A 23,906-nucleotide genomic window follows, 5' to 3' on the forward strand; every position below is an offset into this window, starting at 1 on the left:
GGCTATTCCGGCGCGACGTAGTGTTCAGGCCCGCCCAAAGCCATAAACTTCGAATGGAGCGCGATCAGTAGAGCCAGCGACACAAACGCAACGACTGAACCGGCATAAAATGTATAGCTATAGTTATGGCTGGTATAATCCAGGAGCCAACCCACCGACGGCCCTTGGAGAATGCCGAGAAGGCTCCCGATGATCCCTCCCGCAGAGGCGAGTTCCGCGAACCGGGCACTTGGCAGCAAGCGTTGCCCCAGCGAAGCCGTGACGGTAAAATACGTTCCCGAAATAACCCCATGGGCGACGAGCGCGGCCCCATAGAGCCCCGGGGTGTGCGCGAAGGCTCCGCTGCACAGCGCCACCACGCCGTAAATGCCCATCATCACCATGCCCATGCGCAAAGGGTGAAAGCGATCGGCCAACGCGCCGAGCGGATAGGCCAAAACGAGTGAAATAATATACGTCAACGCCAGACACTTGCCATAGGCCTCCGTGCCCATACCTACCGCCGCCGCATAAAAGATGCTGAAAAGATTGACGGGGCCAAAGGCAAGAGCGGCCAATGCCATCGCGATAAAAAATAATACATAGTAGGCATTGCCAAAGCAGTCCCTGAAATAGCCCCTAGTGGCAGCTACCGCGCCGTGACGAGCCGCAGCAGGGGCTTCCGGAGGATACTCGCCCTCCTTTACCCTCAGACACATCAGCCCGAAGCCCACGCCGTAAAGCAGGCCAAAGCCAGCAAAGATCTCGACGTAAGCCGTCCGGGCGTGTTTGAGCAAATAGTAGTTGAACAAAATGCCCGCGATCAGCCCCAGGGCCCGGAACAGCCCGTAGAAACGCCCAATCACCCGGCGCGGAACGACGTCATTTACCAGGCCGCCAAATAGCCCCGTCGCCGTGATGCTTCCAAACTCAAAGGCCCCCCATGACAGCCCGAGCGCCACGATAACCCACGCGTTCTCCCCAACCGACCCGAACAGGCGGTGCAGGCTCGCACCAATCTGCGGGCTGAACGCCAACCCCAGCATCCCCACGACCGTCACGGGGGTCATGAGGAGCAGAAAAGGAATCCGCCTTCCCCAGCGACCGCGGTGCCGGTCGGATTTATAGCTGATAATGGGGCTGAAGATCAGGCCGATAAACGCCGGTATCGAGCTGAGCAAGATTCCCGTGGTCAGGTCCGAGGCGCCAAACGCTTTCAGTAAGATTTGCAGGATGGGCGGCACCGCACGGTCCTTCATTGACCAGGCAAAGTCGCCCCAAAGCAACCAACAGAACAGCGCGATCAATCCGCCGGTAGTATACGTCAGCGTGCCGACGGTCCATTTTCGCGGGCTGGCCGAGGTCTGCGCCTGCTTGGTCTCTTGGTTCTCAGTCATGGCTTACTGGCCACTAACAATGGCGGCGCGTCCCTCGGATTGGTCTGGAAGGAGTTCCTTCACCTTCAACCCCAGCTCGCCCGCATATTCAACCGATAGTCGGCGGCGATCACTAAACTCCACGGTCGCGATCTGCTTCACCGCATCCACGCTGACCGCTTTTACGGGGTTGGCCTCGCCTGGACGCAAAGGAATTAAGAGCGTTAGCAACGTCTGCGGTCCGGTGCCGGTGCGGGTATGGAGCAACGTCGTGGCGGGAATATTCCCTTTGCCTACATAGTCGCGGAGCACGTTCCAGCCGAGGAGTTCTGGCGTTTCCTGCGCGGAGACCGCGGCCACCTCCAGGCCCTCGGCAAGCAATGGAAGCACCGCGAGATTGGCGACCCCATGATCGACGGTAATTAGCGTGTGGGTCGCCGGGTCCAATTGCGTTTTCGTTGTCAAAAGCTGCCAGCGGGCTTGGTAGCGATGCGGCACGGCATCGGCGGGAACCAAGCGGTCGGCTACGAGATAGAGATCTGGCTTGAGAAAGAGCACTTCGCGCCGCTGGACCGCAATGCGGCGGTGCTCCGGCCCGTACCCCTGATCATAAACCCCCGTTGCATAGTCAAACACCGGGGTACTCGTCCAGCAGGCATCAATGGGGCCTTGGCTCACCATGTTGGGATCGCGCATCAAGTCGTTCCAGTTAAAGACCCTGGTCTGATCCAGGCCATCTACGATCACACAGTTATGAGAGTAAGTTGAGATGCCCCAATCCCGCCATTTGCTCTTTTCGTAGGCGCCCCCACCATTGTTGAACAACAATTCGCGCCCGTAGGCCCAGAGGAGTACATCCAGGCTATCCTGATGCTGGTGGCCGCCCCCCGCCGGACCAACGCGGAATGCGGCGAGGTTGCCTTGGCGATCCCAGCCGGAGCGCATGACCGCAAACCCGGAGTAGTTAAAGAAGTACGACGTTTGCGATGGCTCCCGGCCCTCCTGCCCATCCGTGGCGAGCCAGCGGAAATCCGCCCGGTTTGGGAAATACGCCACAGCCTTTTTGAACGTTCCCTTGTCCATCCAGGAATCGTTAAACTTCATGGGGAAATAATCCGGCGTGCTCACCCCCATCAGCCAGTCGTAACCTTTCTCAAGGCTCCCGACATAGCCGGGCGGAAGGTCGGCTTCCCGATCGTTCCATCGCGCGATTTGCACAATTCTTAGCAACGTATCCAGAACGACTTGATGATATCCTGTGGATAGTTCGACCTGAGCCCCATCGGGCAAAAATTGTTGTTTGACCTGGGTGACCAACTGTTCCAGGGCAAAGCTGCGCCAGTCGGCGGCCTCGCGGAACTCGGGGAACAGGCACCCCGCGACGTACAAACCGCTCATTTCCGTGGCCAGCCAGTTGAACCGCGAGTGGCAGGCGCGGAGATAGCGGGCGTGGTCGAGAAAAGAGCCCGCCAGGGCCATTAGATCGTCATCGCTCATCGACGGCGAATGGAGAAATGCCCAATAGGCATCCGGCCAGGTTTGCCCCATGCGGATCCCCGCTTCGAGCGTTCGCCAGGTCAGCCCCGGCGATTGCCTGGCGCTACCCGGTGCCGGGCATTGATCGATCCACGAATGCATCTGCCGCACAAACGCCTTGGCATAGGTTTCATCACCGGTAGCGGTGTAGGCACCGGCCAGCGAAACCCAGAGCCACATCCGGTTTAAATAATACGTCCATTCGTTGTTGGGCGCGTATTCCGGGCTCTGTTCCGTGGCGTTATAGCTCCAGTCGATCACCCCGTTGGGAAACGCATGCACCGGGGAAACGGCGCCCTTGTTGACCCGGCCTGCGACCGCGTCATCGGCAGCCCCTTTATCGAAGCGAAGCCCCACCTTTCGGCTCCCGTCGGGGTTCTCGCGCCAGTGGACATTCCTGCGTTCGCGCAAGTACTTGGCAAACGCCGCCACGGCCGCTGGCTGATCGTTATTGCGCAACGCTTGCGCCACGGCAGCCAGCTCGGGCCGCGTGAGGTCCAGCGACGCCAGCACATCGCTGGCCGGGGCGCTTTGAAGCGCAGACGCCACTCCGATCAAACAGGTGACAACGATGACCCATTTTCGAAAGATCAGGGAATGGAAAAGGAAGACCATGGGGAAATATGCGTTCGGGCGAATCTTGAGTTCAGCAGGCGGGGGAAGCAACGGTGACTAGTATCGCAGCGATCGGCAGAAGGAACGAATGGAAAATCACTTTCATTGGAAACGGGCTCGCGGTATATCTGTCGCATGAAACGGCCCACCCTCCGGGACATCGCGGCGCTTGCACATGTCACCCACGTCACGGTTTCAATGGCGCTGCGGAAGCATCCGAACATCCCCGTGGCAACCCGGGAGAAGATCGAAAAAATCGCCAAGGAAATCGGCTACCATCCAGACCCCGCGCTGTCGGCTTTGATGATTTACCGGCGGGGAGCCAAGGCCTCCCGCTACCAGGCAACCCTGGCCTGGATCGACACCAGCCGACGAACACGCTCGGCTACGGGCGACACCTTCATTAGCCGCGTCTTTCTGGGCGCCCGGGAGCGGAGTGAGGAACTCGGCTACCGGCTCGAAGAATTCCGCACAAACGAGATGGATGTGAGCTTCGACCGGCTTTCGAAGATTCTCTACTCCAGGAACATTCAAGGCGTGCTCTTCGCCCCCCACGATCAAGCCCACGCGCATATCAACTACCGAAGCTTCGACTGGGCCCGCTTTTCCGCCATCTCGTTTGGATTCAGCCTGGCGAGTCCCAAGCTCGATGTCATCGTCGATGCCCAATACCGCACCGCGCGCACGGCGGTAAGGCGCTTACGGGCGCTGGGTTATCGCAAAATTGGCTACGCCGCCTACCATGAGTTCGACGAGAGAACCGATGGCAACTTTTTAGGAGGTTTCCTCACCGAGCAGCTTCGCTCCCCGGTATCCAGCCGCATTCCTCCGCTGGCATGTCTAGGCAAAGACTTCGATAAAGAATGCCGCAAATGGTTCCGCCGCTACAAACCGGATGCCATCTTCGCACCCGTTCCCGATGTCGCCCGAGCCCTCAAGCCGGAGGAACTCAAAAAATGCGGTATCGCGATGAACAACCCCCCGGAGGATTTGGCTCACTATGCGGGCATCCGGCAGGATTACCGCATCCTTGGGCAAATCGGCATTGATGAAGTCGTCGCCATGATCCACACCAACCGACGCGGAATCCCCACCATGCCCAAGCGCATCATGGTGGAGGGTTATTGGCAGGACGGCCCCTCCGCTCCCCGGGTTATTTTCCAATGAAACAAACGTTCTCGTTGCAGCCGTTTTGTTTCGGTCGCATTAATTCAAACGTCACCCCCTGCTGTGTAGAGAGCAGTTGATCTTCACGTCGAATGAAATCCCCCCGGTCACTTTCCAGTGCGTTGATTTATAGCGCGAGAGGCTTCTCGTTATTGGAGCTTTTGGCCGTGCTTGCCCTCGTCGCCATCCTCACCGCGCTGGTGGTTCCCGCTACCAGAGGGATGAAGGGCGCCCAGGACTTAACCGGCGCGGCCTACGCCATCCAGGGAGCTCTGGACCTGGCGCGCACCTATGCGATGGCCAACAATACCTATACATGGATCGGCTTTTTCGAGGAAGACAACGCCCACCCCTCGCAAACTCCCGCACAGGCCGGTGTGGGACGCGTCGTCATCTGCGTCATCGCCTCGCGGGACGGGAGCTGCATCTATAACAAGACCACGGCGCAGGAGGATCCCCCGGCGGTCCAGAGCTTGCCCCCGGCTCGGTTGGTGCAAATCGGCAAACTCATCAAAATCCCCGGCGTCCATTTTTTTAACGCAACGGCCCAGGTGATCGGAAAACGCCAGGCGGGGATGATCGATGCGCAAAACCTCGTGGGCCTGAGTTCGCAGCCGTTGTTGTTCTCCTTTCAATACCCCCTTTCGAGCACCTCGGAATACACCTTTGGAGTCCGGCCAGTACCATCGGCCAATGGCGTGCCAGTGGCCAACGGGGTAATCCAGTTTTCACCGAGGGGCGAAGCCATTTCCGACGCCGGTCCGATCACCTTTCCCTCCACCACCTTTGAAATCACCCTCCAAACCGCCCACGGCAATCAACCTGCCAATACCGCCAACGCCATTGCCCTGGATATCAACGGCCTTACGGGGCAAACCACCATGTACCGTCCATGAAAACTCGCGATCGTAACCGCTCTGCCTTTTCGCTGGTGGAGGTCGTGCTGGCCTTGGGCATCGCCTCCTTTTCGATGGTGTCAATCCTCGGCTTGCTCCCCGTGGGGCTTAGCAACAGCCGCAGTTCGACCGCGCAGACCGGGGCGATGAATTTGATCACGGCCATTGCCGCCGACATTCGCTCCACACCATCAACAGCTTCAGCCTCTCCCCGGTATGCAATCCCCACCGGCGACACCACTAGCCAGACGTTCTATTTTGACGAACAAGGGCACATCGCCACCGGCCTTCAAACCAGCTCCCGCTACAAAGCGCTAGTCCAAGCCATCTGGCAATCCTCCACCAACGCAACGATGCACCGGGTCACCGTGTCGTGGCCCGCGCAGGCAGAAGCCTCCACCATGGGCGGCTCGGTCGACGTAATGGTGTCGCTTGCCAGGAACTAGTCCCACCACCACCCCGTCATGGCGCATCCATCCCCTCCAATGACCGACAGCAGCCGCCGCTGCTCCCGTAGGGTTCATGCGGAGGGACTGGCGTTTACGTTGATCGAGATCATGGTGTCGGTCAGCATCCTGATCCTGATCGTCCTACTAGTGAACCAACTGGTCAACAGCGCCTCCATGACCACCCTCACCGCGAGCAAACGGATCGACTCCGACAACCAGGCGCGCCTGATTTTCGCCAAGATGGCGGAAGACTTTGACGCCATGTATCGACGCGGCGACCTTCATTACTATTTCCTGAGCCAAAGCGGGAACGACGCCTTTTACTTTTACTGCCAGGCCCCCGGCCACATTGCCCCTCAAGACGTTTCCGGCACGAGCGACGCCTCCCTCAACCATTCCTCCCTGGTCGGCTACCGCGTCAGCGACAGGATCAGCGGCGGCAGCCGGGTGGAACTCGAACGGCTCGGACGCGGCTTGCACTGGGCTGATGGCGCGGGCCAGACCGGCACGGACGGCCACGCCACCTCGGTACTTCATCTGCCGTGGCTGATCAAAAACGCCTTCTCCGAAGCCCTGGCCGACGCCCATAACAACTCCTCCAATCCCTACGGCAACACCTCCACCAGCGCGCCGCAGTGGGATGTTATTGGGGACCAAGTCTTCCGGATGAAGTTTTGCTTTTTGCTTACCGACGGAAGCTTCAGCCTCACGCCCATACTGAGCAATACCGCCACCCTCAATAACCTGACGGCCACCGCCGCGCCCGGCACCGGCAACGACTCCGCGGCGGGATACTCCGTGGGCTCCCGTTGGTACGACACCTCCGCCAGCGTCGCCTACACCTGCATCAACGCCGCGCCAAACACCGCACTGTGGGCGCCCTCGGGGCTTCAGGACGTCAAGGCCGTGGTCGTCACCCTTGCGCTCATGGACTCCAAGAGCCGCACCACCACCACGGTCAGCGCCATCCAAAAGGCCATATCCAGTATGCGCGACGCCACCCCGGGCCCCCAGGCAGCCACCTGGATGCCCCAGACCGACGATGCCGCAGCCATCGCCCGGAACTCCGGCTTGAGCCGCGCGGCAGCCTCTTCCATTCGCGTTTACGAACGCTTCTTTTACCTGCAATAGCCCCGCCCATGCTCCCCCCCATCCATAACCGCCCCCAAGGCCGCGCCCCCCAGGGAGCCGCGCTGGTGCTGGTTCTCTGCTTTGCCGTATTGGTCGCGGGGCTTGCGGTGGCCTTTTTTTCCCGGGCCAGCACGGAGCGCCAGGCCTCCAACGCCAGCGCCAATGGGACCAAGGTGGAGCTGCTAGCCGACGCCGCCCTGAACGTCATCGTCGATGACCTCAAAGAAGAGATCATCAATAACTCCACCACCAGCGGCACCGGCTCCAACGTCCTCTACATCCCCAAGGCGGGCGCCAACGCCGTGCCCCAGCGTCAGGCGGCCATCGCATCGGGCCCCCTCGCCAACCTGCTCCGCATCAGCAGTCACACCGATGCGGGCACCCGCGCCGCCGCCCTCCTTTCCACGGGCACCTCCTATAACGGCCGCTCCGTAAGCCTCCCTCGCTGGAACCTGCACTACCTGCTCCCCCTCAAAACCAGCGGCACCTCCAGCAGCACCTTGGGCGACTCCACCCCGGCCTCCGCATTCACCGCCCCGGACTGGGTCATCCTCACTCGTAACGGCCCCACCGCATCAGCCTCTGTCCGGACGCTCTCCAGCGCCACCAACGCCAACTACGCCATCGGGCGCTATGCCTATGCGATCTACGACGAAGGGGGCCTTTTGGACATCAACTCGGCGGGCTACCCCTCTTCCTCCACCGGAACCCAATCCGGCCCCAAAGGCGGCCTCGCCTACGCCGACCTCACACAACTAACCGACGGCTCCGGCACCCCGCTGCTCACCCAAACGCAGATCGACCAGATCGTGGGCTGGCGCAACTACGCCACCGCCCAACCCTCGGGAACCTTCCCGAACTACACCTTCGACACCGCCGGAGCAGCCCGCTACCAGACCCTGGCCATCTCCAGCAGCTCCAACCCGCTCTACGTCTCCGGCTCCAGCTACAACGGCAACACCGACCACACCATCCTGAACCGCCAGCAGCTCATCAAACTACTGCAAAGCATCGGCTCCACCCCGGCGGAGAAAATCAATCTCCAAAACGCCCTGCAATACCTCGGCACCTTCTCGCGCGAAGTCAACGGCCCCACCTTCTCCGGCACCGGAGCCGACACCAGCGACTACAACCCGCCCCACATTTTCGACGTCAAAGTATCCGGAACATTCACGCGCAACGACGGCAGCATCGCCACCAAGGGAGAGCCGCTGGTGAAAAACCGCTTCCCGCTTGAGAAACTGGCCCTTCTGGAAAAAATGCGGGGCATCCCGTTGGGCACCAGCACCCTTAGCGCCAGCGATATCGACGACATCGCCCGGTATTTCGGCCTCGACCCGGTGAGCGACTCCAACGGCTGCTACCGCCACTGGAGCTACCCCACCACCAGCCCCAAATATAAACACCCGGACCCGAACGGCATCATGTCGCTTGCCAGCGTGGCTGCCCAAAATCGCGAACCCGATTTCTTCGAAATGCTCCAGGCCGCCCTTGCCCAGGGCTCGCTGGGGAAAGGAAACGTCCGGGGCGATTTACTCAACGGCTCCTACTCCCTCACCAGCTCCCCGGCCTTTGTGGACCCGGATGCCCGAGTCACTTTGCAAACCCTCCGCATCGGGGCCAACCTCATTGATCAGTGGGACACAGACAATTACCCCACCACCATCACGGCAACCTCCACGGGCGATAGCGTCTACGGCATCGAAGACCTCCCCTACCTCAACGAATTCCTCTTCCGTTTCATCGGCAACGGCAGCACCGCAACCAGCTCCACCTACGCCGCCTGCATCGCCTTCGAGTTGTGGAATCCCCATCAACTCCTCGCCTCCAACACCGGCACCTATCCCGCCGAGCTTCAAATATCGCCCCTCAACATCCCAAGCAGCGCCGCCCTCTCAGACTACTACCGCATCGGCGTCATCGCCACGGATTCCAATAATACCAAGAGCTATTGGTACTACAACGGCACCACCCAGCAATGGGTCACCTCCTACCCGATGAACCGCTTTTCCAATGCCCTGAACCAAGGCATCATCGGCCCCTTCACGACCACGCAGACCGACTTCCGCGAACCGGCCCTCAGCTCCACGCTCGTGCTCAACACCCCCATCAGTCTTCCCGCCGATTCCGTAACCAGTGGAACGTCGATCTGGTCGCAAGCCGTATCCCGAGGCACCGGAAGTTTAACCCTCTACGTTTCCCTCGTTTATCGCCTCCAATATCGAGACGCGAACGGCACCTTCCGGACCTATGGCACCTTCGTCGGGCAAGACAACGCCGCCGCCACCCTTCCCGGCACCGGCTATCAACAGTTCTCCTGGATCGGATTCAATACCGCAGCCCAATCCTCCGGATGGTATTCCTGCCCCAAGGCGGACCCCCGCACCTACCGTTTTGGCACGGGGTATAACGACAACTTCTCCGCTAGCTTCGCGGGCAAAAGCCTGACGCCCAGCGCCTCCGACATCCAGGGCCCCATCCGCGAGATATTGCCCTTCAGCGGCGGCAACTCCCTCCCAAAGCCCTATCGGGTTGACCTCTGGGCCGTCAACGACCCCGCCGATCCCAATGGCGGCCCCCCCGCCACCAACATAGCGAAACCCTACTACCCCGATAAAGATAACCAAACAAGACCCGGCGACGCCCTCTACTCCTACACCGCCATCCCATCCATCAGCCCCCTCTATGATGCCAGCCACGGAGGACCAGCGGCGCGGCCGGTCATCCTCAACCGCCCTTTCCGCTCCATCGGCGAACTCGGCTACGTCTTCCGCGACATGCCGTGGAAAACCCTCGACCTTTTTTCCAAATACAGTGCCGACGCAGCATTACTCGATCTGTTCTCCCTCCACGGCAGCCAGCCCCTCCTGGCCGGTCGCCTGAACCCCAATACCCGCCAGAAAAACGTCCTCGCCGCCCTCCTCACCGGCGCCACCCAGGCCAGCGGCACCGCGAGCAACGTCACCGCCGCAAACGCCACCAGCGTCGCCAACGCCATCATCGCCCTCAGCTCTGACACCGCGTTTGCAAACCGCACGGAACTAGTCACCCGGCTGATGGCCGACTCCGCCATTGGAAACATCTCAACCATCAAAACAGAGCGGGAATCCGTCGTACGCGCCCTGGCCGACTGCGCCAACACCCGCACCTGGAATTTGCTGATCGATCTCGTCACCCAAGTTGGGAAATACCCGCCCACGGCAACCTCCCTGGATCAATTCATCGTTGAGGGAGAGCGCCATTATTGGCTCCACGTAGCCATCGACCGCTACACCGGCCGCGTCGTCGATAAACAACTAGAAGTCGTCCGCGAATGAAAGCGCTCCGTATCCTCACCCCGTTTCTGACGCTCCTTCTGTTTGCAGGGATCCCGCCCATCCGCGCACAAGATCGCGAACTACCAGCGCCAAAGCCCCCCTACATTGCCCCCCTTCCTCACGACGGGCACTGGCTGATCACCCTAAAGCGAGCCGAGCCAGACCCCGCACAAAGCATTTCAGACAAGCGAGCCCGAACCGTCACCCCCGAGCCGATTCCCACAGCGATCGACACCCTCAAAACCGGCGACACCAAACGCATCACCCTCACCTTCAGGGACGGCACAGCACAGCAGATCCATCAAGTCCGGGGATACATCCTGACAACAGCCGCCGAAGGCCCCCAGATCTCAACCGCCACGCCAGGCGCTCCGCCCTATCCGTTTTACACCACGGCCTTCCTTTTCGTCGAAAACATCGGGCCCTCAACCTTCAAAGGCGTAGCATCCATCCAGGGAAAAGAGTGTTTCTATTACCGGACTGGAACCACCGAAGCATGGATCGACATCGACTCCATGCTCCCCATCGCAAGCAAAGCCGAGGGAATCATCGCCCATTTCCAATTCCTCCCGCCGCCCACCACCCCCATTGCCCTGCCGCCAGAGGAAGCATCGATTCTCAACCAGCAGGAAAGAGCCCACACCGCCGCCAGCTTAATGCGATAAATCATCGGCGCTCTCAGGAGCGTTATTGTACCAGTCCAGCCGCCGGGTAAAGAACATCACCGAGGCGACCGCCACAAACAACATCGCTGTACCAAATACCATCGCGTAATCCTGCATTTGCGTCATCACATAAAAGGACGCCTGGAGAATGGCGAGGATCGCCGAAATGATAAGCGTCTTCCGGCCGCTCTTAAGCACCGAGAGCGAATACAGCGAAATCATCGCCCAGGCCGCAAACGAAGACACCGCATACGCCCTGCTGAAAGAGTAGAACTCCGATAGCGCGAGGATGCCGAGATAAAAGACGCAAATCGCCGCGCCAACCAGGATATATTGGAAGGGATGGATTCTGATTTTCGCTATCACCTCGAATAAAAAATAGGCCGTGAACATCAGTAGGATAAAGAGCACCGCATACTTAACCGTCCGCTCGGTCTGACGATAGTTATCGACCGGCGCCTTTAATTTAACGCCAAACGTACTGGCAGAAAGGGACTCGATGGGCTGGTTCTGCGTCCATTGCTGCGGGTAATTGCGGCCGTAATAGGAGAGATTCCATGACGCCGTAAAGCCCCCCGGCCGCACATCCCGCGACGAGGGCAGGAACTTCCCCTCAAAAGAGGGATCGGGCCAAAGCGAAGAGAGTCGCACCCTGGTTTCCGTGCCAAGGGGCGCAAAAGCCAGCGTTTCGCTACCGTTAAGCGAAAGCGGAAACGAAAATGGATAAGGCGCTGAAGACTGGCTCGTAGCGGCCAACCCTTTCACCGGCGCGTGGATACCGCTTGGAGCCCCCGGAATATCGCTACCGGGCAGGAACGTCGAGGTCCCGCTGCCAAATTGCAGAGGGATTTTCTCGCTCGCCCCGCGCAAATCGCTCACCCGCATGCATAATTGCGCCTCCTCCCAACGGACATCTTTCGGGTCGATCTTCAGCTCCGCGAGGCCGGAAAAATCGAACGTCCCGGAGATATCGAAACGCGCCTGATACACGACCGCCTCATAGATTCCGCGGTGCAGCTTCTGGGGTTCCACCTTTCCAACAATCTCAAGATTACGCGGCAGCAGGAATGCATCGTCGATACTCGTCTTTTCCACCTCCACCGTCTGCATTTTGCCGTCGATTTCCTTTTGCTGAGACACCTTTGTCCGCAGCACATACGGCACCTTAAGAATCGGGCCGATCAACTCCTGCGAAGTCCCCCACGTACCGTTGATCTCCCGAATCGCATCATTATGACGGGTCAACCGGTCATTCAACTGAGACTCGACCATCGAGAGCGGAATACACATCAGGAGCAACAAGAACCCGATGACAGCAAGCTTAAATAGAATCGAAAAGCGGCTTAAAAAGCGCTTCAAAACAGGGAGAAAGCCAGGGTCCGGCATGCCCGGCAGTTTCCCCCGGAAGCAAAGCCAAGGCAAGCCGCAAGATAACCCAACCCGAAGCCCCCGGGAACCGGAAGCCTCGCAGCCCACCCCAAAATTTCTGTTGCTTATTTCCCGAAAAGCCTCATGCTAGGGGGAATTGGATTTGATATTTGGATAGTTCGTTGCTCGGTAAATTGTCAGGTGGGTTCGCCCGGTGGTGATTTTGAGACCCGATTCTCGGGAACGGCTTTGCAGCTTGTCGATTGAGACTCCACCACCATTACTATGAAACTTTACGTCGGAAATCTTTCCTTCGATACCACCGAAAACGACCTTCAGGATCTTTTCGCCCAATACGGCACCGTCTCTGAAGCCGCCCTGATGCAAGACCGCATGACCGGCCGCTCGCGCGGATTCGCGTTCGTGACGATGGGCAGCGCCTCGGAAGGCGAAGCCGCCATCAGCGCCCTTCACGGCAAACAAGTCCAAGGCCGCGCCCTTACGGTCAACGAAGCCCGCCCCCGCGAAGAACGTGGTGGGAACGGCGGCCGTTCGTTCTCCGGCGGCGGATCCCGCGGTGGTTCGCGCCGTTAATTCAACGGATTTCAGTCGACCGGCCAGTCCTCGAAAGGGGGCTGGCCGGTCGTTGTTTCAAAGCACTAATCTCATGGCTGTAAACGATACCATACAAACTGAAGGCAAAATCAAAGCTGTACTGGCAGGCACGATGTTCCGGGTCGAACTGGCCAACGAACACCTCGTGCTCGCCCATATTTCCGGCAAAATGCGCAAGCGCTTCATCCGACTGACGCTGGGCGACCGGGTCAAACTCGAAATGTCGCCCTACGACCTCAACAAGGCGCGCATTGTTTATCGGTTACAGGGGTAATCGCCCCCTGTTTTTTCATTGATCGCAAGTAGGTAGCATCTTCCTCCGTCTGTAAACGCGGGAAGAACTCCGGCGGATGGGTGCCGACGGATGGCTTTTTGTGGACAGCGTCCACAAAACAAAAACACCCAAATCAGAAAACCAGGGCCCGCAAGGGCCAACCCGCCAACGCCGAGGCGGGTCACGGCGTATCCTCTCGCAAAAAAAAACCAAGGCAACGGCAAAGACAGCCTGGTTTTTTAGGCCAATAACCGCGCCGCCCATCCTCCGGGCGCCCCCCCGCCGCCGCCGCATTCGCGTCGTGCGTATGCCCGCCGAACACATCGGCCTTTCCAAAGAATGCCCCGGATGCCTCAAGCGTTGGCATCTGCGATCCTCCTTCGGCAACAACTTGGAACCGGCCCAGAGCAAGGACATCAAAAAGCAGAGCCTCTTTTCCGTCATCTGCTGCACCCAAAAAATGGAAAGCCTCGCATATAATGTTCCAGACCATTGAGCACGGATGGAAGCCCGGATTAGGGCCGAACGATATGCCCTACTGGATGTGCTGCAATGGGAGATGGAGTTTAATAGATTGGAGCGGAATGCACCGTTTTGAGCAACAACGTTTCCGCAGTTGACTTTCCACCTTCAACATGAATCACATTAAAACATGCTAACACTTGTTATTAACGCTCCACGCTATCAGATCTCAAGGCGTTCGTTTTCAGAGACGATGGAAATAGGCATCGGAAATAACTACGCTCTTAATAGGAATATACTCGTACAGGCAAAGAAGGCTCACAATGTAATCTTGCTCGACAAAACCGCCAGAAAAAAGGCCACAGGCGTGATTGACAAGATAGTGGCGACAGGAAACATGACTCGAAGCGGGATTCCCAGATTTGATATTTACATGAAAAACCTAACCGCATGCGAGTATGCCTCCGAAAAACTTAACCGGAATGGAGTTAATATTATTGCGGAGGAATGACGCAGAACCCGTAATGCTTGAAAATCATCGTGGGGGCGGTGCCCATTTGGAGGGCGAGAGGAGTCGACGCTATGGCGTAGGGCGTTGGTGGGCCAGTTTTCTAGGAGTTAGCGGGAGGCCCACTTTTCAGAATAGAAAAAATGGTGCGCGATACAGGGTTCGAACCTGTGACCCCTACCGTGTCAAGTTCGTACTCAATCGCATTTTACAGAGGAGTTTTTCGCCTGTGCTAAAAAGTGCTGTGCTAAATAAACGTTCTTTCCCTGCGGTTTCCCCCTCCTCAATTCGCACGGGTCGAAAAAGAAACGGTTGACGGTAACTGCTGCCCTTCTCAGAATTCCCGCCCATGTCAAAAACGAAAGTTGTGGTATGAGTCGCAGACAACGACAATTCTTCGTTGGGTTGCTGTTTTTATTTGTTTCCGCCGCTTTCGGCTTCCATGAGTTGACCAAGCAGAAAGTGAAAGATTCTAGCGGTCTTTCTGTGGTCAGCGGCCAGATGAGTTCATATTCCTTCAAGGCCGGTTCGAGGGGGCATGTTTATTATTATATTCACCTCGTTGGGTATAAGGCCACATTTCAGATTCCCGCTGATTTTTTGGATTCTTTTTCACAAGATCGTTTTCAGTCGGATTTGAAGATTGGCGATTCCATTTCGATCTCAATTCCGAAGGGCAACGAAAACAGTCTGAGCGCAGATAAGCGGTTATTTATCTTTTCCGTTCAAACAAAAGAGGCGACTTACCTCGATGAGCACGATGCCCTCAGGATATACAACAGCAATTTTCCAACGTGGGCGTCTATTGCGTTTTTCCTGTCTGGATCGGGTTTGATATTTTTGAGACCTACGCATACGCCATAAAAATGGTGCTGCAGGCCAGCCGATGATCTGCGCTTAATTCGCTGTGCTAAACTCATCGGCTTCCCAGAGTAAATGGGTGTGCTAAATAGGGAAACGGAGCTTTACGCAATGCGGCCTCCCGCTCACGCAAGGCCCTCGGAATCAACAAGAAATGGTGCGCGATACAGGGTTCGAACCTGTGACCCCTACCGTGTCAAGGTAGTGCTCTACCGCTGAGCTAACCGCGCGTTCCTTTTGCCGCAAAGCGTTGCGGGGCGATAAAGCTCTTTGAAATGCCTCCGCTTTGCAAGCCGAAAAATCGGCTTTTTTCCCGAAATTTTCAAACCCCTGCGCCAACAGGTACGCCCCTCCGCTCTTTCTTCACCCGGGCGATGGCTTCCCCGGCCAGGACGTCGCAGCGCTCGTTGTAGTGGTTGCCCGCGTGGCCTTTGACCCACCGCCAGACGATGCTGTGCCCCTGGACGGCGTCGTCGAGCGCCCGCCAGAGGTCGTCGTTCTTCACCGGCGTCTTCTGCCGGGTCTGCCAGCCGCGCGCTTTCCACCCCTTGATCCACTCTGTGATGCCCTTGCGCAGGTACTCGGAGTCGGTGAAAAACTCGATTTCGCACGGCTCCCGTAGCGCGCCCAGGCCCGCGATGGCCGCCTGGAGTTCCATTCGGTTGTTGGTCGTGGCAGGGTCGCCGCCGTTGAGTTCCTTGGTGCGGCCGTTCCATAACAGCACCGCGGCCCAACCGCCCGGGCCGGGGTTCCCGTGGCATCCGCCGTCGGTGTAGATGGTGACTTTTTTCAATGGGGAAATGGCGGGTTCGCTTTGGAGGTTTAGGGGAGGTGCAAGGATGGGGAGATGAGGGCGAAAGGGTGCCGCGCGGGGGGCGTTTTGTCCAGTTTGGAGCGTTTTTTCAGGGGAACCGGGCGATCTCTCACTTGCGATTTGGCCCACAGCAGCGAAGTTGCCGGGCTTTTTTCCATTATGCCCCCATCCAGACTGCCCACCCTGCCCATGCTATCCCAATCTTCTGCGGACGTTTTTCTCTCGCCCTGCCAAAGACGCGCCTCTCTCGCGCACCGGCTACTCCCGGCCCTTGCGCTTTTGGCGGCGCTTTTTTTCTCAATGATCGCCAGGGGGGCCGACTGGAATGAACGGGTGCTGGCGGGGGTGGCTTCGATGCCCCGGGGCGGTGCCTATGCGGCGAACCGCGGGGCGCTGGATCACCTCTCGCGCGCGGTGGAGGTCCGCGGGGGTGTGCTGACGGTAGAGCCCTCGGGGGCGACCCCGAGTTTCTGCTCGGAGGCGACGTACCTGGTTTTCCTAAAGGCCGTCGCGCCGCTGCGGCTCGACCCGGCGACGCTGGAGGCGCTGCGGGTAAGGGGGCAACTCGACGGCGACGGGATCTGGGGCCGGTGGAATGCCAATGGCCCGGGGACGGCGCGGCTTTTCCAGGAACTGGGCCTGGGGCGGAATTTCGAACGTTTCGAGGAGGCGCGGCCGGGGGATTTTATGAAGATTTTCTGGTCGCAGGAGGTGGGCCGCCATGAGCGCGGGCATTCGGTGATTTTCCTCGGTCTGGAGAAGCGCGAGGGGGTGGAGATGGTGCGCTTCTGGTCAAGCAACGTGCCCGGCGGTTACGGGGAGAAGGCCGTTCCGCGCGCCCGGATCGCCTATGCCATTTTCTCACGCCTGGAGCACCCCGAGGCGCTGGAGAAGGCCTCGGCGCTGGCCCCGGTGTGCCCTTATCTTTCGCGGCTGGGCGGGACGCGCTCCTCCATCCGCGAGGCGCGCTCGATGGCGGGGCTCTAGGTGTTGCGCCGCGGCGACAGGCCCCGGGAAAGCTTCCCTAAGTTAACTGTCAGACAACAAGCGGATGGATTTGGCTCCGCGAGAGTGGGACCTTGTGGGTTGATCAACCCTTCCACCCTCTCCGCTTAAACTCCCTATGCCTCTTATCATCCATGGTGACTCTGTCCCCAACCTCCCCTGGCAGCCCAAACCGGCGGGTTGCCCCGACGTCATTTGGCGCTACGATGCCAACCCGATCATCGACCGCCGCCCCCTGCCGCAGGCCACCGGGATCTACAACAGCGCCGTGGTCGCCTTCGAGGGGAAGTTCGTCGGCGTCTTTCGCACGGAATACAAAGACCGGATGCCGCACCTGCACGTGGGCTGGAGCGAGGACGGCCTGAGCTGGAGCTTCAGCCCCACGGAGATCGAGTTCATCTGCGCCGATGCCGAGATCGCCCAACGGGAATACGGCTACGATCCGCGCCTGACCCGCATCGGGGAGGACTACTACGTCACCTGGTGCAACGGCTACCATGGGCCGACGATCGGCATCGCCCGCACGCGTGATTTCAAGACCTTCGAGCAACTCGAAAACGCCGTCCTGCCCTACAACCGCAACGGCGTCCTTTTTCCCCGCCAGATCAACGGCAAATACGCCATGCTCAGCCGCCCGAGCGACACGGGCCACACGCCCTTTGGCGATATTTTCTACAGCGAAAGCCCGGACCTGACGTACTGGGGCAAGCACCGCCACGTCATGGCCAAGGGGCTCGCCTGGTGGCAGGACAAGAAGATCGGCGCGGGCCCCTCGCCCATCGAGACCAGCGAGGGCTGGCTGCTCTTTTACCACGGAGTGGCCGAAACCTGTAACGGCTTTGTCTACAGCACGGGGGCGGCGCTGCTCGATCTGGACCAGCCCTGGAAGGTGCTCTACCGCACCAACCAGGCGATCCTGATGCCGGAGGCTCCCTACGAGCTGACGGGCTTCGTGCCGAACGTCGTTTTCCCGGTGACGTCGCTTGTCGATGCCGCCACGGGGCGCGTGGCGCTTTATTGCGGCGCGGCTGACACAGTCACTTCGCTGGCGTTCTGCCAAGTGGAGGAACTGGTCGCTTTCATCAAGGCACACTCGCGCGTCTAGGCCGCCGCCGCTGCAAGTTTGGCCGCCGCTGCGGCGTTGGGAGGGGGGCCCATCCATCCCGGAATGCGCCCCCGAAACCTGCGTGTGCGCGCATGGTGGGCATTGTTGGTAGTGACAGGGTTGACGGCGTGCGGGCCGGACGGGCGCAAGTCAGCGCAGTCGGCGCCCCCGCCTCCCGCCCCCGAGACGCTTCATTTTGAAACGCAGTACATCCGGCGCGAAGTGGACCGTTATAAAGACGCCCCCTCGCCCACGGCCCGGCGAAAGATGGACCAAGCCTTTGCCTCGCTCGACGCCCAGCTTTCCGAAATGGAACGCCACGCCGCCACGCTGACGGGAGACGCCCAGGCCAGTCTACAGCGCCAGATCGCCAACCTAAAGCTCCGGAGGGATCTCCACTGGAGCCGCGCCCAGGAGGCCGTGGTACAGCTGGAGCCGGTGGAAAAGGCCCAGCCGGTGGTGGGCGAGCGCACGACGAAGGCCGCAAAGGCGCGGCCCGATCCCACGGCACAGGCCGCGGCGGCACGAGCGCGGGCCCGCCGCGTTTACCGGCAGACGCCCATGGTGCCGCAGGAGAATTTCATCCAGCGCCTGGGGCGGATGTTCCAACGCTAGCGGCGGCCTCCGCTCCCCGGGGCTAGTGCGTGATCTTCACGGCATTGCGCAGAAGAGTCACGCCGGTCTGGCGGTCGTATTCGGAAAGGGCTTTGCGGTAGTCGGCTTGGGCGTTGATGAGAGAGGCTTCCGACTCGGTCATCGACTTCTGGAGTTGCAGCACTTCGTAGGTCGTCGCCTTTCCGGCATCGTGGCGTTTACGTCCGGCATCGAGGCTCTCCTGGGCAAGCCGGAGGGCCTCCTGGGTTGAGTCAATCCGCTTGTGCGCGGTATTGACCTCGCCTGCGGCATACGCCACGTCGACCATGATGCTCTGCTCCAGTTTTTTGAGGTTCACCAGCGCCTGCGCTTTGAGCAGCTTGGCCTCCTTGTAGCTTCCCTTGGCGGCGCGGTTGCCCAGCGGCACGCTAAAGACCGCGCCGATGCTCCAGTCCTCGGGGTTGCGCACGCCATTGCCCCAGTAGCGCATGCTGCCCGCCAGGTCGCGAGCATTGACGCCGAGCAGGTCGAGGCTGGCCACGAGGTCGAGGCGCGGCAGGGTGCTGTTGCGCGCGGTGACGATGTTGATGTTGCGGGTCTTGAGCGCGACGAGCGCCTGCTGATAGTCGGGGCGCTCCTTGAGGGCATCGCACACGCCCGCGTCCACATCCAGGTCGCCCGTGACCGATTCCGGCGGCGGCTCGATATCAACAGGGGTAAAGAGGAGCGTCCGGGTGTCGCAGGTGATGAGCTGTTTGAGGTAGCGCTCGTTATTCTCGATGTCGTTCTTGGCCAGGATGACAGCTTCCTCGCGCGAGGCGGCCTCGGCCTGGGCGGTGATGACGTCCAGGGCTACCTTGACGCCGATCTCAGCCCGCGCCTCCTCCTCCTTGCAAAGCTCCAGGGCCAAGTCGCGCGAACGTTTCTTAGCCTCGTAGTTGCGCTGGGCGGAGTAGAGCTGGTTGTAGAAGTAGACCGTCTCGGTAACGACGTTGATGACCTCTTGCTTAAAGTCCCACTCGCTGATCTCCCGGTTATTGCGGGCGATGTGCAGAGAGGCGAGGTTGACGGCGGTGCCGAAGCCGCGCAGCAGCGGCTGGGAGAGCGAAAGGCCGCTCTGCGACCAGTAGTCGCTGTAGCGGGCGGTCGTTCCGGTAATGCCCACGCTGTACTGCGTGCCCCAGATGGATTTACCGGCGATATTGGCATAGTAGTTCCCGGCCTGGGTCTCATCGATGGAGGAGTTCGTCACGTTATGGCCACCTCCGAGGTTTAAGGTCGGGTCAAAGGTCCCCTCGGCGGCAGTGATGCGGGCATCGGCGATGTCCGGCTCGAACTCGGCCACCTTGATGGCGAGGTTATTTTCGATCGCGAGCGCAATGGCCTTGCGCAAGGTCAGTTTGAGAACCTGCGGCTGGGCTTGCCCCCGGTTTTGCTGCCCGGCGACGGCGGGCGAGGGCGTAGGCGTGGTCCTCGGTTTTGCAGAAACCGGAAGCGCAGACACAATCAGGGCCAGGGAAAGGACCGCGGCGAGGCTTTTGGAAAGCTGGGGAGACATTTGGGGCTATCCCCCTAGTCTAATCCAGCTAAGGAATCAAGCACTGTGCTTCGTTGACATCGGGTTTTTGCCTGCCTACCTTTGCGAGTTCCCCTCCTGTATGATTCCTAAAATGCCCATGCCCAGACGCGCTTTGAGCCGGACTTTCCTGCTTGCGGCCATTCTACTGGGCCTCACCGGCGCCGTGGAAACCGTCACCGTGGCATGGCATTTCCTCACCCAGCCGAAAGCCGCCTCCACCCTCGCCACGGCCACCCCACAGCCGCCCCAGCCAGGCCCAGCGCCCAGCGCCGCTGCGGTAAAGAGCCAGGAGGAACAGCTGGTAGCCGCCGCGAAGGAGAAATCCCTCGTCACCGGCCTGGCCACCCCCACGCCAACTCCGGCTCCGGCGGCCCCCGCCCCGGCGACGCCCCAGATGCAGGTCGCAGGCTTGATCGCCCAGGCGCGCGAACTGCGCGAAGCGGGTGACACCGGCACCGCCATGTCGCGCCTCCGCCAGGCCCAGACAATTTACTCCAACTACGCCCCGATCGTTTCGGAAATGGCCGTGACCTACGAGAAAATGGGCCTCACCGACAAAGCCATCGAGCAATGGCGGCGCATCTACCAGATGGGCACCCGGGCCGGGATCTACTACGAAGCCGCCGAAGCCAAGCTGCGCTCGCTCCAGCTGCCCGACCTCTCACCCGAGGAAGCCGCCGCCTCCGCCGCCGCGAAGGCCCAGCGCGAGGCGCTCGCCGGGAACCCCTCCAACGGCTCCCTCCTGCCGGACCGCAACGGCAACGGCAACGGCAACGGCAACGGCGGCGGCAAGGAGCCCCCGGTAATCCTCTCGCTTGGCAAAGTCGGCACCACCGACGACACCGGCACCAGCCAACCCGCCCGACGCCTGACCCTCGCCGTCCCGATCCAGGCCCAGGGAGGCGGTAAAGTCGACCCGCGCGATGTGGTCATCCAAGTCTTCTTCTACGAAGCGCTCCGCGACGGCTCGATTGTCGAGACCAACGCCAACGTCACCACCTCCTGGAACCGCCGCGTCAACAAAGAGGGCGAAGTGCAGGCCGTGGACTGGTCCACACCCGACCCGGAGACCCTGGAAGTCACCTACGCCCAGCCAGAGTACGACCCCAAGGACCCGCGCACAAAGGAACGGCGGAATTATTTTGGCTACAGCGTGCGCGTCTATTATAAAGGCGTCCTGAACGCAAAGTTTGCCGATCCTCCCAAACTCCTCGGCCAATTTATTCCCCCCGCCGCACTCCCCTCCTCCAACGATCTCCCCCGATGAAAATTCTTTGTGTAGACGACGACCCTTCTTTCCTCCAAGGCCTGGTTGACCTGCTCAAAAGCCAGCCCGGCTACCCCACCGTAGCCTCCGCCAACAGCGCCGGAGCCCTGGCCACGGCCGGAACGCTGCAAGGCGTCGACCTCCTCGTCACCGAGGTAGTGATGGACCCCGTGGACGGGTTCACCCTTCGGGGGCAATTGCAGGAGACCTTCCCGGAAATGAAGACCATCTTCATCTCCGGCTACGACCTGAGCGACTACAGCCCCTACACCGCCGGTTGCCATGTTTTCACCAAGCCTGCGGACCCGAATCTTCTCGGCGAAGCCGTGGCGGGCATCGCCGTCCTGCTGAATTTCCGCGAAGCCCCCTCCCAGCCTCGCCCATCTGCGATCGCCGCGCCCAAAGCCACCCCCGCAGCAACTCCCGTCACCACACCCAAAGCTACCCCTGCGGCAACACCCGTTGCCACGCCAAAGGCCACCCCGGCGGCAACACCCGTTGCCACGCCCAAAGCCACCCCTGCGGCAACACCCGTTGCCACGCCGAAGGCCACCCCCGCAGCAACTCCCGTCGCCGCTCCCAAAGCCACCCCAGTTGCAACACCCGTTGCCACGCCCGCAGCCGCTCCCAAAGCAGCCCCCGTGGCCGTTCCCGTGGCCCAGAACCAGCTTAAAATCGGCCACTACCGCGTCATCAGCAAACTTGGGCAAGACGAGTGGGGCGACCTCTACCTGGCCAACCAGACCTCCATGTCGCGCCCCGTGGCACTTTCCGTCCTCTCTCAGAGCCTGCTCCAGGGCGACGCCAAGGCCAAAGAGCGCTACCAGGCCGTCGTCCGGGCCCGCGCCGCCGTCAAGCACCCCGCCATTATCTCCGTCTTCGAGGCGGGCGAAGCCGACGGCTACGTCTACCACACCAGCGAATACGTCGACGGCAACCACCTCGCCCACTTGAAAAAAGAGGGCGTCAACATCGACGACAAAATCGCCCTGCGGCTCATCAAAACCGTCGCCGAGGGCCTCCTCTACCTCCAGCAGAACAAAATCCCCCGCGCCCCGCTGACCGCCCGGGCCGTTTTCCTCGACAAAAACAGCGACCCGCACCTCGCCAACCTCGCCGTACTCCAAGGCGCGGGATGCGAAGCCACGGGCAGCGAAATCTCCGCCCTGGGCCAGGCCGTCTCCGCCCTGCTGCCGGGGGGCATAGCCGCCAACCAAGGCTTCCAGGCGCTCCTCACCCGCATGGCCATGGCCGAAGCCAACGGCCTTTCCGACTGGAACGAAGTCCTCAAAGCCGTCAACGAACTGGCCCCGAAAGTCATCCCCGCCGACGCCAGCAAAATCACCGCCCGCGACCAAGTGGCCATCCGCGCCGTGGAAAAAATGAAGAAAGAGCGAAAGCGCTCCATCGTCCTCGCCATCGTCCTCGCCATTGTCGCCCTCGGGGCCACGTGCGGGTTCGTTTACTGGAAATTCTTCACCACCAACGCGCGCAACCTAAGCCAGATGGTCTACGTCCCGGCAGGCGAATTCATCTTCCAGGACGGCCAGAAAGCCACAACCGGCGAATTCTGGATCGACAAATACGAAGTCACCATCGCCGACTACGCCAAGTTCCTTAAAGCCGTAAACAACGGCGAAAACCCCACGCGCTTCGACGCCCCCAACCAGCCCAAAGGCAAAACCAACCACATCCCCGACCGCAACTCGGTCTCGTGGAACATCTGGTACTCCCGGGCCCTCGCGGGCAAACCGGCCAAGTCCGTGCCCATCGACCTGAACTGCCCCATCTTCAACGTCGACTACTGGGACGCCTGCGCCTACGCCAACTGGGCTGGCAAGCGCCTCCCGACCGAGCAGGAATGGGAGAAAGCCGCGCGCGGAACCGACGGCCGCCCCTACCCGTGGGGAACGGCCTTCCAGGCAGGCGCGGCCAACCTGGGCAAGGACTTCATCGAGATCCCCAACCCCGAGTCAAAGGGAACCGTGGACGGCTACTTCTGGTGGAACCCGGTCGACCTCAAGCCCAAAGACCTGAGCCCCTATGGCGCCCAGGGAATGCTCGGCAACGTCGCCGAGTGGACCAGCACGCTGGACACGATCGAAAAGACCACCGCCAAGGGGCCCGTCGTGCGCGGCGGCTCCTTCCACCTCGCCGAGGCCACGCTGCTCAAGCGCCGCGCCGTGGAGCCCACCACCGAGCTGGAGTACGTCGGCTTCCGGTGCGTTTCCGACACCGCGCCGAAGAAATAAGCCCGGTTTCGCACGCCAGTTTTTACCCCATGCGGAAAAAAAGGACTGGCGCAGCGCCAATTTGAGCGTAT

20 protein-coding genes and 1 tRNA gene are annotated in these 23,906 nt (G+C 60.5%); 15 read left to right on the forward strand and 6 right to left on the reverse strand.

Features of this window, described 5'->3' with window-relative positions; translation table 11 throughout:
• Window positions 1-2: 2 nt before the first annotated feature.
• Window positions 3-1,376: an MFS transporter gene (locus B2828_RS10155; protein ID WP_479633616.1), complete on the reverse strand. Its 1,374-nt coding sequence runs from the start codon at window positions 1,374-1,376 to the stop codon at window positions 3-5.
• A gap of 3 nt (window positions 1,377-1,379) precedes the next feature.
• Window positions 1,380-3,506, reverse strand: coding sequence for an alginate lyase family protein (locus B2828_RS10160; RefSeq protein WP_479633617.1), 2,127 nt, complete (start codon window positions 3,504-3,506; stop codon window positions 1,380-1,382).
• 135 nt (window positions 3,507-3,641) lie between these two features.
• On the opposite strand from B2828_RS10160, the gene B2828_RS10165 reads away from it, so the two are divergent.
• The 6 genes from B2828_RS10165 to B2828_RS10190 all read left to right on the forward strand — a co-directional run bounded on the left by B2828_RS10165 (window position 3,642) and on the right by B2828_RS10190 (window position 11,131).
• Window positions 3,642-4,673 carry a LacI family DNA-binding transcriptional regulator gene (locus B2828_RS10165; protein ID WP_479633618.1) on the forward strand — a complete coding sequence of 344 codons (1,032 nt, stop codon included), beginning with the start codon at window positions 3,642-3,644 and terminating at the stop codon, window positions 4,671-4,673.
• 92 nt (window positions 4,674-4,765) lie between these two features.
• On the forward strand, window positions 4,766-5,569 hold the full coding sequence (locus B2828_RS10170) for a prepilin-type N-terminal cleavage/methylation domain-containing protein (protein ID WP_479633619.1): 804 nt from the start codon (window positions 4,766-4,768) through the stop codon (window positions 5,567-5,569).
• Window positions 5,566-6,015: a Verru_Chthon cassette protein B gene (gene vccB, locus B2828_RS10175; RefSeq protein ID WP_479633621.1), complete on the forward strand. Its 450-nt coding sequence runs from the start codon at window positions 5,566-5,568 to the stop codon at window positions 6,013-6,015. The genes B2828_RS10170 and vccB overlap by 4 nt, the downstream gene beginning before the upstream one ends.
• An 18-nt stretch (window positions 6,016-6,033) precedes the next feature.
• Complete coding sequence (locus tag B2828_RS10180; RefSeq protein WP_479633622.1) at window positions 6,034-7,149, forward strand: PulJ/GspJ family protein; 1,116 nt, start codon at window positions 6,034-6,036, stop codon at window positions 7,147-7,149.
• A gap of 8 nt (window positions 7,150-7,157) precedes the next feature.
• Complete coding sequence (locus tag B2828_RS10185) at window positions 7,158-10,466, forward strand: hypothetical protein (protein WP_479633623.1); 3,309 nt, start codon at window positions 7,158-7,160, stop codon at window positions 10,464-10,466.
• A complete protein-coding gene (locus B2828_RS10190; RefSeq protein WP_479633624.1) occupies window positions 10,463-11,131 on the forward strand; it encodes a hypothetical protein in 669 nt (222 codons plus the stop codon). The genes B2828_RS10185 and B2828_RS10190 overlap by 4 nt, the downstream gene beginning before the upstream one ends.
• Here the strand turns inward: B2828_RS10190 and creD are convergent.
• Window positions 11,120-12,517: a cell envelope integrity protein CreD gene (gene creD / locus B2828_RS10195; RefSeq protein ID WP_479633625.1), complete on the reverse strand. Its 1,398-nt coding sequence runs from the start codon at window positions 12,515-12,517 to the stop codon at window positions 11,120-11,122. The two genes, B2828_RS10190 and creD, sit on opposite strands and share 12 nt — an antisense overlap.
• Before the next feature lie 267 nt (window positions 12,518-12,784).
• On the opposite strand from creD, the gene B2828_RS10200 reads away from it, so the two are divergent.
• From B2828_RS10200 to B2828_RS10215, 4 genes are all read left to right on the forward strand, one after another.
• Window positions 12,785-13,093, forward strand: a complete 309-nt coding sequence (locus B2828_RS10200) for an RNA recognition motif domain-containing protein (protein ID WP_479633626.1) — start codon at window positions 12,785-12,787, stop codon at window positions 13,091-13,093.
• 73 nt (window positions 13,094-13,166) lie between these two features.
• A complete protein-coding gene (gene infA / locus B2828_RS10205) occupies window positions 13,167-13,388 on the forward strand; it encodes a translation initiation factor IF-1 (protein WP_479633627.1) in 222 nt (73 codons plus the stop codon).
• A 715-nt stretch (window positions 13,389-14,103) separates the two neighbouring features.
• Window positions 14,104-14,361 (forward strand): YceB family lipoprotein, encoded by a 258-nt coding sequence (locus B2828_RS10210; protein ID WP_479633628.1) that lies wholly within the window; start codon window positions 14,104-14,106, stop codon window positions 14,359-14,361.
• 369 nt (window positions 14,362-14,730) lie between these two features.
• Window positions 14,731-15,222, forward strand: coding sequence for a hypothetical protein (locus B2828_RS10215; protein WP_479633629.1), 492 nt, complete (start codon window positions 14,731-14,733; stop codon window positions 15,220-15,222).
• Window positions 15,223-15,374: 152 nt separating this feature from the next.
• On the opposite strand, the gene B2828_RS10220 is transcribed toward B2828_RS10215, so the two are convergent.
• Together B2828_RS10220 and rnhA are read right to left on the reverse strand one after the other, a co-directional pair.
• Window positions 15,375-15,449, reverse strand: a tRNA-Val gene (locus tag B2828_RS10220).
• 92 nt (window positions 15,450-15,541) lie between these two features.
• Window positions 15,542-16,012 carry a ribonuclease HI gene (rnhA, locus tag B2828_RS10225; RefSeq protein WP_479633630.1) on the reverse strand — a complete coding sequence of 157 codons (471 nt, stop codon included), beginning with the start codon at window positions 16,010-16,012 and terminating at the stop codon, window positions 15,542-15,544.
• A 321-nt stretch (window positions 16,013-16,333) separates the two neighbouring features.
• On the opposite strand from rnhA, the gene B2828_RS10230 reads away from it, so the two are divergent.
• The 3 genes from B2828_RS10230 (at window position 16,334) to B2828_RS10240 (ending at window position 18,758) form a co-directional block, all read left to right on the forward strand.
• On the forward strand, window positions 16,334-17,020 hold the full coding sequence (locus tag B2828_RS10230) for a hypothetical protein (protein WP_479633631.1): 687 nt from the start codon (window positions 16,334-16,336) through the stop codon (window positions 17,018-17,020).
• A 136-nt stretch (window positions 17,021-17,156) separates the two neighbouring features.
• Window positions 17,157-18,143 carry a glycoside hydrolase family 130 protein gene (locus B2828_RS10235; protein WP_479633632.1) on the forward strand — a complete coding sequence of 329 codons (987 nt, stop codon included), beginning with the start codon at window positions 17,157-17,159 and terminating at the stop codon, window positions 18,141-18,143.
• 63 nt (window positions 18,144-18,206) lie between these two features.
• Complete coding sequence (locus B2828_RS10240) at window positions 18,207-18,758, forward strand: hypothetical protein (RefSeq protein WP_479633633.1); 552 nt, start codon at window positions 18,207-18,209, stop codon at window positions 18,756-18,758.
• Between the two features lie 22 nt (window positions 18,759-18,780).
• On the opposite strand, the gene B2828_RS10245 is transcribed toward B2828_RS10240, so the two are convergent.
• Window positions 18,781-20,295, reverse strand: coding sequence for a TolC family protein (locus tag B2828_RS10245; protein ID WP_479633634.1), 1,515 nt, complete (start codon window positions 20,293-20,295; stop codon window positions 18,781-18,783).
• Between the two features lie 133 nt (window positions 20,296-20,428).
• Here B2828_RS10245 and B2828_RS10250 point away from each other — a divergent pair, with 133 nt between their 5' ends.
• Window positions 20,429-21,583, forward strand: coding sequence for a tetratricopeptide repeat protein (locus B2828_RS10250; protein WP_479633635.1), 1,155 nt, complete (start codon window positions 20,429-20,431; stop codon window positions 21,581-21,583).
• On the forward strand, window positions 21,580-23,835 hold the full coding sequence (locus B2828_RS10255; RefSeq protein WP_479633636.1) for an SUMF1/EgtB/PvdO family nonheme iron enzyme: 2,256 nt from the start codon (window positions 21,580-21,582) through the stop codon (window positions 23,833-23,835). Before B2828_RS10250 ends, B2828_RS10255 begins: the two co-directional genes overlap by 4 nt.
• The last annotated feature ends 71 nt before the right edge of the window (window positions 23,836-23,906 follow it).

Source organism: Spartobacteria bacterium UBA695, from assembly GCA_002298145.1.
In the GTDB taxonomy this organism is placed as follows: Bacteria; Verrucomicrobiota; Verrucomicrobiia; order Chthoniobacterales; family Chthoniobacteraceae; genus UBA695.

Bases quoted from the DNA above. Each gene is read 5' to 3' on its own strand.
- B2828_RS10155 (WP_479633616.1), bottom strand. From the start codon at position 1,376: ATGACTGAGAACCAAGAGACCAAGCAGGCGCAGACCTCGGCCAGCCCG.
- B2828_RS10160 (WP_479633617.1), bottom strand. From the start codon at position 3,506: ATGGTCTTCCTTTTCCATTCCCTGATCTTTCGAAAATGGGTCATCGTT.
- B2828_RS10165 (WP_479633618.1), top strand. From the start codon at position 3,642: ATGAAACGGCCCACCCTCCGGGACATCGCGGCGCTTGCACATGTCACC.
- B2828_RS10170 (WP_479633619.1), top strand. From the start codon at position 4,766: ATGAAATCCCCCCGGTCACTTTCCAGTGCGTTGATTTATAGCGCGAGA.
- vccB (WP_479633621.1), top strand. From the start codon at position 5,566: ATGAAAACTCGCGATCGTAACCGCTCTGCCTTTTCGCTGGTGGAGGTC.
- B2828_RS10180 (WP_479633622.1), top strand. From the start codon at position 6,034: ATGGCGCATCCATCCCCTCCAATGACCGACAGCAGCCGCCGCTGCTCC.
- B2828_RS10185 (WP_479633623.1), top strand. From the start codon at position 7,158: ATGCTCCCCCCCATCCATAACCGCCCCCAAGGCCGCGCCCCCCAGGGA.
- B2828_RS10190 (WP_479633624.1), top strand. From the start codon at position 10,463: ATGAAAGCGCTCCGTATCCTCACCCCGTTTCTGACGCTCCTTCTGTTT.
- creD (WP_479633625.1), bottom strand. From the start codon at position 12,517: ATGCCGGACCCTGGCTTTCTCCCTGTTTTGAAGCGCTTTTTAAGCCGC.
- B2828_RS10200 (WP_479633626.1), top strand. From the start codon at position 12,785: ATGAAACTTTACGTCGGAAATCTTTCCTTCGATACCACCGAAAACGAC.
- infA (WP_479633627.1), top strand. From the start codon at position 13,167: ATGGCTGTAAACGATACCATACAAACTGAAGGCAAAATCAAAGCTGTA.
- B2828_RS10210 (WP_479633628.1), top strand. From the start codon at position 14,104: ATGGAAATAGGCATCGGAAATAACTACGCTCTTAATAGGAATATACTC.
- B2828_RS10215 (WP_479633629.1), top strand. From the start codon at position 14,731: ATGAGTCGCAGACAACGACAATTCTTCGTTGGGTTGCTGTTTTTATTT.
- B2828_RS10230 (WP_479633631.1), top strand. From the start codon at position 16,334: ATGATCGCCAGGGGGGCCGACTGGAATGAACGGGTGCTGGCGGGGGTG.
- B2828_RS10235 (WP_479633632.1), top strand. From the start codon at position 17,157: ATGCCTCTTATCATCCATGGTGACTCTGTCCCCAACCTCCCCTGGCAG.
- B2828_RS10240 (WP_479633633.1), top strand. From the start codon at position 18,207: ATGCGCCCCCGAAACCTGCGTGTGCGCGCATGGTGGGCATTGTTGGTA.
- B2828_RS10245 (WP_479633634.1), bottom strand. From the start codon at position 20,295: ATGTCTCCCCAGCTTTCCAAAAGCCTCGCCGCGGTCCTTTCCCTGGCC.
- B2828_RS10255 (WP_479633636.1), top strand. From the start codon at position 21,580: ATGAAAATTCTTTGTGTAGACGACGACCCTTCTTTCCTCCAAGGCCTG.